The following is a 16,232-nucleotide window of genomic DNA, read 5'->3' as shown; positions in this document are numbered from 1 at the left end:
ATGGGGAAACATAAAGCAGTGACAAACCAAAGTCAACATAAAGATAATATCGATCAAATAATTGCTAAAGCGAGCCGAGTTATCGTTCCTTTATCACCTATTTCTGTGTTTGCCGCAAGAAACCCTTGGTCAAATTTAGAACAGAATGAATTTCAAGATGTGGCGCAATGGTTAACAAATGTCCGTGACGTAGATATCTATCCTACAATGCATATGTTTGAACAAGCATATCAACGTGATGAAATTGATAAAGATATGATTGAATTTAAGTTACAAACATGGCTAAATCAATCGATGTTCTCGATAGATAGACAATTTGCTGAAAGATATGCTAGAGCAATGTTAGATTTGTCTAATATTGTAGACGTAACGCGTTATTCTGAAAACAAAAAACAAGTGAATCAACACAATGAAACAATAAATTTAGATGATGAAACTCATACAGTGCCATTAGTGAGCACCTATCTTATGGATAAAGATGGTAGACGATTGATAGATATTGTAGATTATCACGTTATTAAATGGTGCAAATTATATTTAGATGATGCACAATCCGGATGGACGATGCCTAACAGAGAAAAAGGTCTATTCTTTGCATGGCAACGTTTGGCACAACATGATCCAGCATTGACCAAGCAACAACGCGCACGGTTGAAAACACTGCCAAGTCAAGCTGAAGCGCTCATTCATATGGTCCTACAAAAGTTAGACATTGCTGAAGCACAGTATCAAACATATTTGGAAAATCATTTGCTATCGTTACCTGGATGGGCTGGTATGATGCTATGGCAAGATGAACAAACGTCTAATGATGATCAAATGTTATTGTCATATTTAGCTATTCGTCTTGGTATAGAATGGGCAATTGTTGAGCCATATTTACCCGTGAATTTACCAGAAAATTCAATAACATATGAATACGATGAATTAGCAGAGCATTGGCTTGATATTGGAATATTTACCAGTGAACAATGGCAACAATTATCTGAATCCGAAAAAAATGCTTATATAAATTTTGCATTACAATTTGAAAAACATGGTCGCAGACAAATTTTATTAACGGCTTGGGAAGCAACATATGAGCATCAATTAGAAGCGACCGTGACCACAAACCAAGATAATGAGCAAGAAAGCCAAAAGCCACAAGTACAAATGGCATTTTGTATAGATGTACGCTCGGAACCTTTTCGTCGACAAATAGAAGCGGCTGGTGCATTTGAGACAATCGGTGTTGCTGGGTTTTTTGGACTTCCCATTGTCAAAGAAGAGCTGGGACAATCCTACAGTCACCCATCTTTACCTGTGATGAATCAACCGCAACATAAAATTAAAGAATACACGCATGAGCAAGAACCTACATCTTTTCGCCAGCATCAACACATACTCAAATCGATAACGTATACATTTAAAAAGATGAAACAAAATGCTTTACCGAGCTTACTTTTACCAGAACTAAGTGGACCTTGGTTAACGCTTCAAATGTTTTCAAGAAGTTTCGCACCGAGACCTATCGGTAAATTGATACGAAAATTTTATGATGGTTGGTTACAAAAACCGAATGATACAACGTTATCATTAGATCATTGCAATATTAATGAAGAAGGTATACCAGTTGGTTTTACAAATGAAGAAAAAGTGGACTATGTCCAACAAGCGTTGCGTTTAATGGGTTTGGAATTAGAGTTTGCCCCATTAATCGTATTGTGTGGACACGGCAGTCAAAGTGCGAATAATCCTTATGCTTCTTCACTTGATTGTGGTGCATGTGGTGGTGCAGCCAGTGGTTTTAACGCGAAGGTATTAGCACAGCTTTGTAACTCGACTGAAGTTAGAACGGCATTAAATGAGCGAGGTATTGTCATTCCAGAAGACACTATCTTTGCGGCAGCGGAGCACCAAACATCTACAGATGAATTAAAATGGATATACGTACCAACAATGTCAAAAGCTGGACAAAATGCTTTAAATCAAATTCAAGCCGCAATGCCTGACATTACTTATCGCGCAAATGAACAACGATTGAAAGCATTACCAGACAATCACATCTTAAAACAAGACCCAATCAAAGAAGTGCATCGCTTAACAAATGATTGGAGCGAGATTAGACCAGAATGGGGCTTAGCGAGAAACGCTTCATTTATTATAGGTTCACGTGATTTAACAAAAAATAGCGACTTAAAAGGGCGTGCCTTTTTACACAATTATGATTGGAAACAAGATGATGATGGGAGCCTTTTAGCGAATATCATTAGTGGTCCAGCCACCGTGGCACAATGGATTAATCTACAGTATTATGCCTCAACTGTTGCACCTCATTATTATGGTAGCGGTAGTAAAACAACGCAGACTATTACGGCAGGTATAGGCGTTATGCAAGGTAATGCGAGCGATTTGTTGACGGGTCTACCTTGGCAATCTGTAATGTCGGCAGACAATAAAATGTATCATTCTCCGATTAGACTACTCATCGTCGTGCATGCGCCCAATGCTTATATTAAACAGCTATTAAATGAGCAACACGATTTTTATCAAAAGGTGCACAATGGTTGGCTTAAATTGGCAAGTATTGATGAATTTGGTGATTGGCAACATTGGTCAGTTGATTAACTTAAAAAACGTTTTTCTGATTTCTTAAAGGACAGAAGAAGTAAGCGATAGTTATATTATTTTCTGGGTAATTGCACATAACTATGGAGAAAAGTATATAAAAATGATAATGTTAGCATTATTAAATAATACGACAATTAATTTTGATTCTATGGGAGATGCATTCGACATGAAAACAACTAAAGGTACCTATGAGTCTGAAATCAGCAAAGCAATTACACAATGGGAAAAAGACTTCCTTGGTCGTGGTTCACTGTCTGTGAAAACTGATATTTTGCGTGATATGATTATTGTTAGTTTGCAGGGTGTGTTAACACAAGCTGAATATAAAGTTTGTGAGACACATGAAGGATTATTAACAATTAAACGCACCAGATCTAAGCTTGTAGAATCTGGTATAGAGGCACTTGATGAAATTGTTTTTTCAGTTACTGGTGAAGCAGTCAAAGGCTTTCATACTGATTTGAGTTCTAAAACAGGTGAACGTGTTATGATATTTAAACTATACGATAATCTTGAGAAAAAAATAGCCGAATAAAGAAAATGATTGATGAAAGTGATGACTAAAAACTGAAAAATCCTTTATTTCAAGGTGTATTTATAGTAATATGACTTACTGAGAAATAGAGAATCATAATTTTAAATTATGGTTCTTTTTCTTTTGTCTTTTTTAAATTACATAATTTAAATTTAATTAAACATGAAAATTATATAAACTATATTTAAAAATTGATAGTATAAAGAGAGTAATGATAGTATGATGGTTTCTGATTATTATCCTATAAGTTGTAGTATGCTTTCTATGTAAATGAAATCAAATATATACTTCAAATGATCTGTGTAATTGTTTTACAAATTTAAAATTTAGTCGGAAGTTGGATGTGTTTAACAGTTTAAATAATTATAATAAAATGAGAAGAGTCTTTGACTAAGGGAGGAAATATGATTGGATCAAATAAAAAGTATTATGTATTCCTTAATAGAACCTTTAACTAAACCGGAAACATATCAAACGCTACTTTCAAATCTCATTATGATTGTGATATATATCATTGTAGCGTGGATAGTATTGCGTTTTATTAATAAAGGAATAGAGCAATTTTTCAAAATACAAAATAAAGGCAAAAAAGCGAATAAAAAACGTTCAGCAACATTAATATCATTAGTTCAAAACATCGTATCGTATGTGGTATGGTTTATAGTGTTAACAACCATTTTAAGCAAGTTTGGTATCAGTGTTGAAGGTATTATCGCAAGTGCTGGGGTTGTTGGTTTAGCAGTTGGTTTTGGTGCACAAACCGTTGTTAAAGATATTATCACTGGTTTCTTCATTATATTCGAAAATCAATTTGATGTAGGAGATTATGTTAAAATAAATAACGGTGGTACAACTGTTGCAGAAGGTACAGTTAAAGTCATAGGTTTAAGATCGACAAAAATAAATACAATTACAGGTGAATTAACGACATTACCAAACGGCAGTATGGGTGAGATTACAAATTATTCAGTGACCAATGGTGAAGCAATTGTCGAAATACCAGTTTCGGTAGAGGAAGATATTGATCAAGTAGAAAATGTACTCACAGACTATTTTCAATCTATACAAACAAATTATTATTTGTTTATCTCTACACCACAAGTCGTTGGTATCAATTCAATCAGTCGAGATGAAATTGTATTGAGTGTGTCTGCTGAAACAATACCAGGTGAGGGTGCTTCCGGAGCACGTATTTTAAGAAAAGAGATATTGAAATTGTTTAAGCAAAAAGAGATTAAAACACCTAAGCCGATGATGTTACAATATGACCCTAATCAACAAAATAACGCTTAAATATTCGGAGGAGTGACAGAATGACATCAAATTACGGTTTAAATGACATTGTAGAGATGAAAAAGCAACACGCCTGTGGTACGAATCGCTTTAAAATCATTCGTGTAGGCGCAGATATCCGAATAAAATGTGAAAATTGTCAAAGAAGCATTATGATTCCACGACAAACGTTTAATAAAAAAATGAAAAAAATATTAGTATCTCATCAAGATACTGAAAAATAAGGAGAATGAATAAATGGCTCTAACAGCAGGTATCGTTGGGCTTCCAAACGTAGGGAAGTCAACACTTTTCAATGCAATTACTAAAGCGGGTGCGCTCGCAGCGAATTACCCATTCGCAACGATTGATCCTAACGTGGGGATTGTCGAAGTTCCAGATAGTAGATTAGATGTATTGACAGATATGGTACAACCAAAGAAAACAATCCCAACAACTTTTGAATTCACTGATATTGCAGGGATTGTTAAAGGAGCTTCAAAAGGTGAAGGGTTAGGAAATAAATTCCTATCTCACATTCGTGAAGTTGATGCAATTTGCCAAGTCGTACGTGCGTTTGATGATGATAATGTGACACATGTTTCTGGTCGCGTTAATCCTATTGATGATATTGAAGTTATCAATATGGAACTTGTATTGGCAGATTTGGAATCAGTTGAGAAACGTCTACCAAAATTAGAAAAAATGGCAAGACAAAAAGATAAGGATGCTGTTAACGAAGTTCGCATTTTATCAAGAATTAAAGAAGCTTTAGAAGAAGGTAATCCAGTAAGAAGTTTAGATTTTACGGAAGAAGACCAAAAATATGTAAACCAAGCACAATTATTAACATCTAAAGAAATGTTATATATTGCTAATGTCGGAGAAGACGAAATTGGCGATGAAGATAATGAAAAAGTTCAAGCTATTCGTGAATATGCTGAAAAAGAAAGCTCAGAAGTCATTGTTATCAGTGCTAAGATTGAAGAAGAAATTGCTACATTGGATGATGATGATAGAGCAATGTTCTTAGAAGATTTAGGCATTGAAGAGCCCGGTTTAGATCGTTTAATTCGCACAACTTATGACTTATTAGGTTTGGCAACATACTTTACAGCAGGTGTACAAGAAGTACGTGCTTGGACATTCATAAAAGGTATGACAGCACCGCAATGTGCAGGGATTATTCATACTGACTTTGAACGTGGTTTCATACGTGCAGAAGTAACGAGCTACGATGATTATGTAGAATTTAATGGTGAAAATGGTGCTAAAGAAGCTGGAAAACAAAGATTAGAAGGTAAAGAATACATTATGAAAGATGGAGACATCGTTCACTTTAGATTTAATGTATAAAATAAAAGCTTACGTGTTACTTAATATGGTAACACGTAAGCTTTTTTCATAAATTTGGAAAGTAAGTATGCCGGGAGTCTTGAATGTTCTTTTTGTTCATAGACACACTTTCATTCAACTTAACTAGTAGTAGGTTAAAATTTTAACTATATATACTTCTTAATCCTTGATGTATGAATAAATACAAACGTTGATACGAATATTGGTTAAAGGTAAAAGTGACATGACATTAGTTGTACTAAGTTTTACTTATCAAAATAGCATTATGAATGCTGCGATGAAAAACTTAAGATGTAAACCATGATGTGTCTACACCAGGTCCCGTATAATTTGCGTCGACATTTTGGTTTAATTCAGGTGAAGCATAGCTATCTGTATATTGCCATAACACATGTTCTTGTGTTGGTTGCTCTTGGTTATAGTTAGCGAGCCAATAACCATCATATTGTCCCACTGATTCTGAAGCATGTTCTTTCATAAAGTTTTCATATGAATAAAATAAGATTTTTTTATCTCCAGCAAGGCTACGCATTTTGTCATACCAGGCAGTTGTACTTTCATCAGCGGTACCCGATGTCACAGTATTTTCTTCAAAATCATTGATATAAAAACTGGCTTTAGGTGCACGATTGTATAAAGTTTGCGCTTCATATCTGGCATCATCGGGATTTTCGTACATACTATAAGAATAAACGCCAAAGTCCAAGTTATACTTATCTAATAAATTTGAGTTATGTTCTAATGTTGCATCGACTTTTTCAGAACCATATTGTGCACGAATAATAATGAAATCATAATTTGCTTTTAAATCTTTGACTTGTTGTGCTGAAAGCTTACCTTGCCATTCGGAAATGTCTAAGACCCTTTCACCAGTAGCGGTTGTATTGGGGTTTGAACGAAAGGCACTTTCTTGAGTTTCATTATTTTTTTCTTCAGGGTGTTTTTCAATATACTTTTGATAGCCATATCCCATGGTTCCTTTTTCGCTTGCTGTATTTTCAGTTGCATGTACAGTATTAAATGTTATTGTAGTTGCAAATAGGACACTCATGGACAGCAATCCTTTTTTAATAACTGAAGTCATATAAATCTCCTTTGATTAATTTTGAATTATGTAAACATGTCCTTTGATTTTAATGATATAAATCAAGAACGTATATGATATGCTATTAGAATTAAAATGATTTATCAAGTTTATCTGAAATAACTTTTAAATTTATTTATAATCATTTAAAAAGGAATATAATATTTTATGAGTTAGATTGAATGTCGAGTGAATTTGCAAGTTGTAGGATGCTGAGGTAATGAAATGTTTCATATGAAACATGAGATAAAAATGTCATTTTGAACGTCTGATAATCATTGTAAAATGTAAAGCTCTGTGCTATAATTCTTGATTGTGAGTAATGAAAATTATTCCTTGCTTACCACAAAGATGGTGAGCCGCATAGACCACAAGGAGGTGCAATTATAAAATGAGAACATATGAAGTTATGTACATCGTTCGTCCGAACATTGAAGAAGATGCTAAAAAAGCTGTTGTTGAACGTTTCAACGGTATCTTAGCTTCTCACGGATCAGAGGTTTTAGAAACTAAAGATTGGGGCAAACGTCGTTTAGCTTATGAAATTAATGATTTCAGTGAAGGTTACTACAACATCGTACGTATCCAAACTGAAGACAATGAAGCGACTGACGAATTCCAACGTTTAGCTAAAATCACAGACGATATCATCCGTTATATCGTAATTCGTGAAGACGAAGATAAGACAAGAAAATAATAAATGGGGGTCGTTTAAATGATAAATAGAGTTGTTTTAGTCGGTCGTTTAACGAAAGATCCAGAATATAGAACAACACCCTCAGGCGTGAGTGTTGCGACTTTTACTCTAGCAGTAAATCGTACGTTTACAAATGCGCAAGGGGAACGCGAAGCTGATTTTATTAACTGCGTTGTTTTTAGAAAACAAGCAGAAAATGTAAATAACTACTTATTCAAAGGTAGTCTAGCTGGCGTTGACGGTCGCATTCAATCACGTAGCTACGAAAACCAAGAAGGTCGTCGTATATTTGTAACTGAAGTTGTCTGTGATAGCGTTCAATTCCTTGAACCTAAAAACCAAAATCAGCGTCATGCTCAAGAAGGAAATAATAATTTCCAAAATTTTGGTGGACAACAATCCGGACAAAATACGTCTTCTTATCAAAACAATAACAACAATAATCCATCAAACAATAATCAATCAGATAACCCATTTGCAAATGCAAACGGCCCTATTGATATTAGTGATGATGATTTACCATTCTAATTATAATGAACGTATAAAACTAAAAAAATTTTAAAAGGAGGCAGTTACCATGGCAGGTGGACCAAGAAGAGGCGGACGTCGTCGTAAAAAAGTTTGTTATTTCACAGCAAACGGAATTACACACATCGACTATAAAGATACAGAATTATTAAAACGTTTTATCTCAGAACGCGGTAAAATTTTACCACGTCGTGTAACAGGTACTTCAGCTAAATATCAACGTATGTTGACTTTAGCTATTAAACGTGCACGTCATATGGCATTATTACCATATGTTAAAGAAGAACAATAATAGATATTGTATCTGCAAACCCCGTAGGCATATACCTACGGGGTTATTTTTTTGTGCGTTTGGATCGAAAAAGGCAGGATGTGAAAATTCTAACTTCCAAAATACATAATTAAAAACAAACCAATTAATAATATAATTCTTGTAGTAGATTCATTTGTTATCTCTACATATAAAAATAATAAAGGGAGACGATTTACCCATGAAGAAAATCATTTGTCATTTAATAAATCAAACTTTGACTTGTTCATTTTTTCAGAACTATTCGTCATCTTCCAATAAATTAGCGACATTAACAGTTATCTCTTTTGTAACAGGGTTGATACTTACATCTTCGCTGTAGCCTAAAGATTTTATTTGCATGAAATCATTTTTTATTTTCAACGCTATTTCAACGCTATTTCAACGCGTTGAAATCCTTGTAAAATTAGTAATGTATCGTCATTAACAACGACATCATGTGAACCTTTTCCATTTATAGTGACATTCCAATTATTAAACTGCATCCTTTAATTCCTCCTTGTTATTTACTACTTCTCTTTCTTAAAGCTAAATGCTAAAAAAGATATACTAATAACCCAAAATAAAGGCATTATGGTAATAGATAATACTAGAAATGTCATTGCGAAAACAAAGTACGTTTCATCTACTTTATATTTACCGAATCTAATAATATTCCTCCTATTTACGCTTCTCAAATCCGTATATTAAGCAAATTACAAATACTACAAAAACTGCTGGTACAAATATAGATACTAATAAAAGTGGTATGGACATAATTAAATAGTTGTAATCGTATTTGCATTTACCTATTTTCATAATATCCCTCCCTTTATTTACTTTCCTTATCATTTCTTCTGCGTTTTAAATATGATTTGATTTCTAATATTAGAATAAGTATAAAAACAATTAAACTGAGTATTGAAAAGCTCAAAAAGATTATACTATCTTTAGTTAATATATTATGAATTGATAAAATGATAAAAAATATAATTATAGGTAAAGATGATAAGTCTTCTGATTTGAACGTTTTAGAATTTTTGTGTATCATCTTATCTTCTTTTTTCTGGAAACAATTAGTAATAAAGTAGAATTTATTAAAATTAAAAGGATAAGTAATATTGCCACAGTCAAATTAATAGTATTGAAATAATCTAATATTAACAGGAGTATCAATAGGACAAGATTAATTATGTGATGTATATACAATGGTTTGTTCATTACCTACTCCCCTTTCAACGCTATTTAATTAAAATTTCATTATGTATCTCGCAACCATAAAATAGGACGTTAGTGTGAAAAGACACGTAGTAAATGGTTAATCCTTATTTTTTTTTCTCTCTTTAATGAACTCTTTAAAACACAAGTAACCATCGAGCATTGTACTTAATATGAAATTTATTACTTTAATTACTATACCTATAATATACTCCACAGCGATACCCCTTTGTAAACGTAATAGGTATTAATATACTTTATGAACGTATGAAAGGACACAGTTATTGTTCCTATTCTTTTATCTCATCTTCTTTTTTATTTTTACGTCTAAACATCTTACTCAATAACTTTGATGTTTCCTGTTCAAATAAGCTTACTATAGCTACAATTATATCTATTATTTTGATTATGATTCCTATAAGTATATCCACAATGATGCTCCTTTATGTAAGTAAGTAATGAGTACGATTTATTGAATTTTTGTTTGATCTTTTAATTTTACAATCCATAAAATTGAAGAGGTCAACAAAACTTTTCTAGCATTTTGTTAATTTACGAGTTAATGCACTAAAATGGAGCATCTGTCTATTATTAGAATAAGACTAGATAACCAAAATACAAAAAGTCCGATTGCATTAGTAAAAAAAATAATAATTGCCAATATCAAAAAATGTAATAGCTCAAGTTTATCAAAAGATCATTCCAAAAAGTTAGTATTTATAGAAACATCTTGTTTAATTAATAATATGGTTTTAAAGTAACTTAATTAAAATAACTTAAGTAGATTGCAATAATAACGAAAATTGCAGCAAAAATACCATGTACTAATAAATTCCAATAGAATAACTTTTTAGTCATAGGTTTAAAATTGTTACGTCTTACTCTTCTATTATTTTCCCAACGATATATGGATGCCCAAAAATAAGCGTAAATAGGTATAATGATGATTCCTAATATTATCGCAACAGGTAAGCTCATTATTAATCACCTTTTTGTATAAGAATAGCATGGAAACAACTAATTGTTAACAATGTAAAAAATGAACGTTAGTTCTTGGGATGATATTGTATTATTACCGTTTAATGGATGTAGTGTTAGAGGTTTATAGATGTTGAGGAGCTATCGTTCATACACAACAAAAAATTAATTTTTACACTACCTTAATTGAAATGAACTTTAATTTTGTTAAACTTATTTTGGGGATGTTATTTATATAGTAATTTGGGAGAATTATTATATAAAAGGAGATTTAACATTGAATAAGCAAATTAAAAAAATATTAACTGCTAGTGTAGCTACTGCGATTTTATCTGGTCCTGTATATTTTACTATTGATTCTGGTAAGGCGAATGCTGAAACTAGAAGTGAAATAGATAAAGAAATGAATCAAAGAAAAGCGATTGGTGATGCACTATTAAAAGAGATTGATAATAGTAAAAGTGATTTTAAAGATCCGGCAGTTGCTGACAGGATAAAAGGCCAAGTGAAAAATTATAGAGATGGTGTAGCTGAAAGAGGAAAAGCTACAATGACTGCAAAAGCAGGAGCTCAAGCAATTAGAGCTACTGTAAATAAAGTCGGTGAAAAGGCATGGAATAAATTGGTAAAGAAAATAGAAAATACAACTGGTACTAAACTCGTTATGTTCCATTATCAAAGTATCAATAAATTTTGTGATATTTTAACAGGTTTTGAAGGCAACTTAGCAGATGGCATAGCGAATGGGTTAACTAATAACTTTGGTTTTAATAAACAATTTGCATATGTTGTTGCTAGAGCATTTATAGCAATTGTTTTGTAGGTTTTACATATGAGTAATAATAAAAAAATTTATCTAATATTTTTAGTAATAACATTTATAATTTATATTTCTTTGCCAATTATTTTTGATGATAATTCTTTTAACATACGTTTATTTGCCATATTCCCATTATTATTTTTTGGTGCATTTTTATTTTCTTCTAACTCTAATAATAAAAAGTAATGAAAATACTTCTGTTTAATATTTCTTTACACTAAGGCAATTTAAATAAATATTTAGCCTACTCCATAGATTTGTGGAGTGGGTTTCTCTAATATTAATATTTAGCTTTTATATAATAAGAAATGAAGGTGTTTGTATTGCCTAAATCACAACAAGTAATATTAGCAATTTTATTAGTATTAATAGGTTTTAATATTTTCTTACCTATAATAGGTGCAATTTTTAAAATTGAAATTTTAGAGTTTGGCTCAATTTTTATAAAGGTACTTGATAGCATAACTTTAATGGTTGCAATCATCTTTGTATACAGACAAATTAAACGTAAAGGTTTATGAATAGAAGTATGTAACCCAATACTTTTGATATGAGGAGTGGTATGTAGGATAAACATCTATGTACTTGACCTATTTTTTATATTTATATTCTGAATAAGATTAAATAAACTGAAATAAAGGTTTCTAGAAGGGAGTATTTTAGTCTATGAAATTAAGTCAATGGATAATTTGTATAGTGACTGGAGGATTAATTTTTTTAGTTTCCTTTTATATGGGAGATATGAATTTTTGGCCATCTTTGATTAATGGGTTAATAGGGTTTGTAGGATCTGTTTTTGTAGGAGAAGGTTTAAAAAAAGGTGGAAAATTATGAAGAAAAAAGATTTGAAAATTTTAAAGATTACTTTCTCTGGGTTAACAGCTATTTTATTTTATATTTCTGGATTATGGATTGTTAGTGCTTTCTTTGCTTTACTGTCATTGTATTTTATGGATGAAAAAAAGAAATGAGTTATATGTATAATACAATTCTAAACATCAATACGTGCTGCTGTAGGTTGTTCATATTTCTAATATGTTAGTTTGTGTTTGGTTGTGAACTACACAAAATGCAAGGAGAAGTCTATGTTTGTTATTGATAAAGGTTTTATTATTAGAACTTTAAAAATATTTTTATTTAGTCTGAGTATAATGATCTTAACAATTGTAATTACATATAGTATCGATATGAATGTGGAAGCAATGATTAAAGGTATAGATAACGATATATCTCGTTCTGTTAAACAATCTTCAGGACTAGGTGCAGTTATTATATATATCGTAAATAATGGTTTTATAGTTCCACTACAAATGTTCCTGCTTTCACTAATACCTATTCAATTTTTATATTTCTTTAATTTGATATATAGTTCTGTATTGCCAGGTATTGTGATTGGTATTTTATTAAAAATTGATTTTTATAAAGCTATAGCCAATATCATATCTGTATTTCCTCATACTACACTAGAAATTTTAGGTTTCTGTATATTTGCAAGTGTATTGTTTCAACTAAATAAATCAATTCGAAGTAAAATCAGAGAGCTATTTAAAAAGAATGGTGAAAGAACATCAATAATAAAATCACTTTATAATACAGTTAAAATCTATATATTTGTAGTGATACCAGTAATAGTATTAGCAGCAATTTGTGAAGAATATTTAAGAAAAATTTTATATTCTCTTCTTTCAGTTATATAAATAACTCACCTTTAGCAGAAATATTGATAAGGGGTTGTATCTAAAAATTCGTAGAGTTTGAGAGTTAATAAATTTTGTATATAAAAGCAATAGAACAGAGATACATGAAATTAATTAGCAATATCTTAGAAGCAACAAAATAGAAGATAATGTTCACTTAAAAAATAAAGTAATATTCATACTAAATGTGTGATTATTTTATGGGGAAATAAGGTATCTATATAGTAAAGGGGAATGCTGTATGGACATAATTGGAAAAATATTAACATTTGTAATGAATACATTTTCTAACTTTGCAGGTAGTGGCTCCTTGATTGAGGATATTAAAAAAAGATTTAAAGAAAATTCAAAAAAAGAAAATTAGCTATTTCCACCCATCAGTATAATTTCTGATGGGTGTTTTCGTATTATATTTAAAAAGCACAAAAAATAACGTTTTGAAAGAGTGATCATTATGATTGAAAAGTTGAAATCTGTAGGTGAAGCACCGATTGAACTTCTTTTGCTGGCAGACCCATCAAAAAATTTAATTTTAAATTATTTAAAAAAGGAGAATGCTTTGTATATAAAGAAAATAATGAAGTTTTAGGGTGCTATGTATTACAAAAAATTAATAAAGATAAAATTGAATTAGTTAACATAGCAGTACTAGAATCTAAACAGAAAATGGGGATTGGTAAAAAGTTGTTAGCAAATGCTTTTGAATATGCCAAGAAGAATGGTTACAAAAATATCGAGGTTGGAACAGGTAATTCTAGTATTGAGCAAATTATATTTTATCAAAAAATGGGTTTTAGAATGCGTAATATAGATGTAGGGTTTTATGATAGAAATTATAATGAAAAAATTTATGAAAATGGAATATTGTGTAGAGATATGATTCGTTTTATAAAGGAATTATAATGTGACTTTTAGGAAGATCTCATAACTTTACAATTGAAATACAGACTATTTTTACACAATATAAATTTAATCTAGGGTATGTTAGTATGAAATCATATTTAAAACAATATTTATTAGGACTTTTATATGAAATTTCTTAGAAAGGTGTTTGCAACTAACGCATCATTTATTGTAGATGTTATTGGAGGTAGCTATTTAGCAGATATCACTTTTTTTGAATAAGATTTATTACAAGAAAGATAATAAAACTAAGAAGAAGGACTGAATTTACGATGACAATTTGGTTTTCAATATTGGGAATGTGGTTTTGCATCGGAATTGCATTTTTAGCCATTTATTTAAATAAGAAAAACAATAAAAATTAATGAGTAATGAAACACATAAATTTGAAAATTGAAAGGCTGTGTTTATTTGGTTTTTGTATACATAATTCTATCTGCTATTTTACTTTATTATGCAATTAAATACGGTATTAGAGATGGTTTAATTGATCATGATGCTAATAAAGAAAAACTTATCTATTTAAATAAAAGTGCAAATTTAGTTGAAGAAATTGGATATTTATATAGTACGATGGCTCAAGAAGACGAAACTAAAGCTAAGAGCATATATGATAGGTCACTAGATGTATTATTGTCTGAAGTGGAACCTAATGAAAAGTACAATACTATGATTGAACTAAAAAAACAGATAATCAATTTGAAAGATGGATAAATTATTATTAGGAGATGAATAAAATGGATATACTAAAAATTATATTTTTAATTTTAGTTGTGATTTCACTCGTGATTTTTATTGGTTATTCTATTTTTACTTTTTATTATATTTTGAGTAAAAAGAAAAATGAAATGTCTGATAATGAATATCAAGAAAAACTTAAAAGGTAGGAATAACAAATGTTATAATTCTTGTTGTGGTGGTTCTAGTTACTATTGTTTACACTTTGATTCCTTGATTAATAATAAAAAGGTATAAATAAATTTATTTAATAAAGTTTGATATAAAACATACGTAATATTAAGGAAAAAGGCATAACTTTGATAATAAAGGTAAGGATATGCATAATAAATCATATTAAATTGCTTATAAAAGCTATTTAACAGTGTTTTAAGTTTTTTAAGTGAACTTTCTATAATTTCATTATTGTTGAAGTTTGCGTAGTGATGATTTAGATTAATTGTCATCATCTAATAAATTTATAACATTTACAATGATTTCTCTTGTATCAACATTAAACGATACATCATTTCCATAACTTAGTGATTTAACTTTTATAGCATCATTTTCCAATTTTAAATATAGGGCAACGTGTTGATAGTTTTCTAAAATAACTAGTGTATCTTCGTCTCTGACTATATTATATGATCCTTTGCCATTAATTGTAACTGTCCAATTATTGAATTCCATTATACCAATCTCCTTTTATATACTATGTTTCTTTTTCTAATCCTAAAATAACCATTAACACCACTGAAATGAGCATGAATGGTACAAAAATAGATGTTATTAAAAATCCGCCAATCACAATTAGGTAAAATTCATCAATTTTATATTTGCCAAATTGCATCATAACACTCCTCGTAAAGTTATATTACTTCTTGTTATAATCATCTATCGTAACGCCATCTTTTTCTATTTTTTTCGTACTAGCCCGTATTAATAAAATTGCATTACCCATAAAGAGTACTGCTAATATTAATGAAGTGGTAAATCCACTAATGTTTGTATAATTAAAAATTATGAGTGTTATCATTAAAATGATATTAATTGTATGGTGTATAGCTATTCTCTTATTCACTTTCTTCGCCCCTTAGATATTGATTCTCTATTTTTAAAATTTAGATTCAAAAATTTGTAATGAACTACCCAGCATTATTGTATTTTGACTCGAAATCCATGAGTGCAATAGTATAATTTTTCCACCATGAATCTTTTTGATAATATTCTAAAAGTACTTTTAATTCCATAATGCTATATGTAACTGTGCAATCTGCAAATATTAAAGGATAAGATAGTGTATGTCCTTCATACCAAAAACCCATATCATCAATTAATCTATTCAAATTATGTCAACTCCTAGAATGCTTTGGGTGTGTTGCCGTTTATTCGTATAACTTTGATGTATTTAAGTGTCATATTGCTTAAATCATATATATATGAATTTAAAATTTTTACTTTTTTGATGGATGCAACATATACTTTATAAAAAGTATGTTAGCATTGAAATAATATTATAACAAAAAGG

At 30.4% G+C, this 16,232-nt stretch carries 22 protein-coding genes and 1 pseudogene; 17 read left to right on the top strand and 6 right to left on the bottom strand.

Features of this window, described 5'->3' with window-relative positions:
• The 5 genes from JG554_RS12735 (at position 1) to ychF (ending at position 5,773) form a co-directional block, all read left to right on the top strand.
• The gene (locus JG554_RS12735) at positions 1–2,607 is read left to right on the top strand and encodes a DUF2309 domain-containing protein (protein ID WP_070657293.1); all 2,607 of its coding nucleotides are present in this window, start codon (positions 1–3) and stop codon (positions 2,605–2,607) included.
• A gap of 169 nt (positions 2,608–2,776) precedes the next feature.
• A complete protein-coding gene (locus tag JG554_RS12730; RefSeq protein WP_046207547.1) occupies positions 2,777–3,145 on the top strand; it encodes a Na-translocating system protein MpsC family protein in 369 nt (122 codons plus the stop codon).
• Positions 3,146–3,553: 408 nt separating this feature from the next.
• On the top strand, positions 3,554–4,438 hold the full coding sequence (locus JG554_RS12725) for a mechanosensitive ion channel family protein (protein WP_046207095.1): 885 nt from the start codon (positions 3,554–3,556) through the stop codon (positions 4,436–4,438).
• Positions 4,439–4,458: 20 nt separating this feature from the next.
• Entirely contained in the window at positions 4,459–4,662 is a 204-nt protein-coding gene (locus JG554_RS12720; protein ID WP_046207094.1) for a DUF951 domain-containing protein, read from the top strand.
• A 13-nt stretch (positions 4,663–4,675) separates the two neighbouring features.
• Positions 4,676–5,773: a redox-regulated ATPase YchF gene (ychF, locus tag JG554_RS12715; RefSeq protein ID WP_046207093.1), complete on the top strand. Its 1,098-nt coding sequence runs from the start codon at positions 4,676–4,678 to the stop codon at positions 5,771–5,773.
• A gap of 286 nt (positions 5,774–6,059) precedes the next feature.
• On the opposite strand, the gene JG554_RS12710 is transcribed toward ychF, so the two are convergent.
• Positions 6,060–6,857, bottom strand: coding sequence for a GH25 family lysozyme (locus JG554_RS12710; protein WP_064209658.1), 798 nt, complete (start codon positions 6,855–6,857; stop codon positions 6,060–6,062).
• A gap of 391 nt (positions 6,858–7,248) precedes the next feature.
• Here JG554_RS12710 and rpsF point away from each other — a divergent pair, with 391 nt between their 5' ends.
• From rpsF to rpsR, 3 genes are read left to right on the top strand one after another with little or no spacing between them, the layout of a single operon-like run.
• Positions 7,249–7,554 (top strand): 30S ribosomal protein S6, encoded by a 306-nt coding sequence (gene rpsF / locus JG554_RS12705; RefSeq protein WP_019469843.1) that lies wholly within the window; start codon positions 7,249–7,251, stop codon positions 7,552–7,554.
• An 18-nt stretch (positions 7,555–7,572) separates the two neighbouring features.
• Entirely contained in the window at positions 7,573–8,082 is a 510-nt protein-coding gene (ssb, locus tag JG554_RS12700) for a single-stranded DNA-binding protein (protein WP_046207091.1), read from the top strand.
• A 49-nt stretch (positions 8,083–8,131) separates the two neighbouring features.
• Positions 8,132–8,374, top strand: coding sequence for a 30S ribosomal protein S18 (gene rpsR, locus JG554_RS12695; RefSeq protein WP_042737618.1), 243 nt, complete (start codon positions 8,132–8,134; stop codon positions 8,372–8,374).
• Between the two features lie 1,977 nt (positions 8,375–10,351).
• On the opposite strand, the gene JG554_RS12685 is transcribed toward rpsR, so the two are convergent.
• Entirely contained in the window at positions 10,352–10,567 is a 216-nt protein-coding gene (locus JG554_RS12685; RefSeq protein ID WP_107359922.1) for a hypothetical protein, read from the bottom strand.
• 277 nt (positions 10,568–10,844) lie between these two features.
• Between JG554_RS12685 and JG554_RS12680 the strand changes: the two genes are divergently transcribed.
• The 9 genes and pseudogenes from JG554_RS12680 to JG554_RS12645 all read left to right on the top strand — a co-directional run bounded on the left by JG554_RS12680 (position 10,845) and on the right by JG554_RS12645 (position 14,874).
• Positions 10,845–11,390 carry a hypothetical protein gene (locus tag JG554_RS12680; RefSeq protein WP_107359921.1) on the top strand — a complete coding sequence of 182 codons (546 nt, stop codon included), beginning with the start codon at positions 10,845–10,847 and terminating at the stop codon, positions 11,388–11,390.
• 305 nt (positions 11,391–11,695) lie between these two features.
• Positions 11,696–11,908, top strand: coding sequence for a hypothetical protein (locus JG554_RS12675; RefSeq protein WP_238394775.1), 213 nt, complete (start codon positions 11,696–11,698; stop codon positions 11,906–11,908).
• A gap of 145 nt (positions 11,909–12,053) precedes the next feature.
• Positions 12,054–12,221, top strand: a complete 168-nt coding sequence (locus tag JG554_RS12670) for a hypothetical protein (RefSeq protein WP_019469855.1) — start codon at positions 12,054–12,056, stop codon at positions 12,219–12,221.
• Complete coding sequence (locus JG554_RS12665) at positions 12,218–12,358, top strand: hypothetical protein (RefSeq protein ID WP_019469856.1); 141 nt, start codon at positions 12,218–12,220, stop codon at positions 12,356–12,358. Before JG554_RS12670 ends, JG554_RS12665 begins: the two co-directional genes overlap by 4 nt.
• A gap of 114 nt (positions 12,359–12,472) precedes the next feature.
• Positions 12,473–13,084 (top strand): stage II sporulation protein M, encoded by a 612-nt coding sequence (locus JG554_RS12660; protein ID WP_107359919.1) that lies wholly within the window; start codon positions 12,473–12,475, stop codon positions 13,082–13,084.
• Between the two features lie 241 nt (positions 13,085–13,325).
• Positions 13,326–13,448, top strand: a complete 123-nt coding sequence (locus tag JG554_RS13310; RefSeq protein ID WP_259336415.1) for a hypothetical protein — start codon at positions 13,326–13,328, stop codon at positions 13,446–13,448.
• Positions 13,449–13,538: 90 nt separating this feature from the next.
• Positions 13,539–13,987 (top strand): annotated as a pseudogene (locus tag JG554_RS12655) (GNAT family N-acetyltransferase).
• 411 nt (positions 13,988–14,398) lie between these two features.
• A complete protein-coding gene (locus JG554_RS12650) occupies positions 14,399–14,701 on the top strand; it encodes a hypothetical protein (protein WP_064209649.1) in 303 nt (100 codons plus the stop codon).
• A 23-nt stretch (positions 14,702–14,724) separates the two neighbouring features.
• Positions 14,725–14,874, top strand: a complete 150-nt coding sequence (locus JG554_RS12645) for a hypothetical protein (RefSeq protein ID WP_203265319.1) — start codon at positions 14,725–14,727, stop codon at positions 14,872–14,874.
• Between the two features lie 286 nt (positions 14,875–15,160).
• Here JG554_RS12645 and JG554_RS12640 read toward each other — a convergent pair whose 3' ends face one another.
• The 4 genes from JG554_RS12640 to JG554_RS12625 all read right to left on the bottom strand — a co-directional run bounded on the left by JG554_RS12640 (position 15,161) and on the right by JG554_RS12625 (position 16,050).
• Positions 15,161–15,394, bottom strand: coding sequence for a hypothetical protein (locus tag JG554_RS12640; RefSeq protein ID WP_107359916.1), 234 nt, complete (start codon positions 15,392–15,394; stop codon positions 15,161–15,163).
• Positions 15,395–15,416: 22 nt separating this feature from the next.
• On the bottom strand, positions 15,417–15,557 hold the full coding sequence (locus JG554_RS12635) for a hypothetical protein (RefSeq protein ID WP_157948043.1): 141 nt from the start codon (positions 15,555–15,557) through the stop codon (positions 15,417–15,419).
• Between the two features lie 21 nt (positions 15,558–15,578).
• Positions 15,579–15,785, bottom strand: coding sequence for a hypothetical protein (locus JG554_RS12630; RefSeq protein ID WP_107359915.1), 207 nt, complete (start codon positions 15,783–15,785; stop codon positions 15,579–15,581).
• A 64-nt stretch (positions 15,786–15,849) separates the two neighbouring features.
• Positions 15,850–16,050 carry a hypothetical protein gene (locus JG554_RS12625; RefSeq protein WP_046207083.1) on the bottom strand — a complete coding sequence of 67 codons (201 nt, stop codon included), beginning with the start codon at positions 16,048–16,050 and terminating at the stop codon, positions 15,850–15,852.
• Positions 16,051–16,232 lie beyond the last annotated feature (182 nt).

The organism is Staphylococcus sp. 11-B-312, assembly GCF_016743055.1.
Taxonomy (GTDB): domain Bacteria; phylum Bacillota; class Bacilli; order Staphylococcales; family Staphylococcaceae; genus Staphylococcus; species Staphylococcus ureilyticus.
Note: the sequence above shows the minus strand (reverse complement) of the source record. Positions and strands in the feature narration are given on the sequence as shown.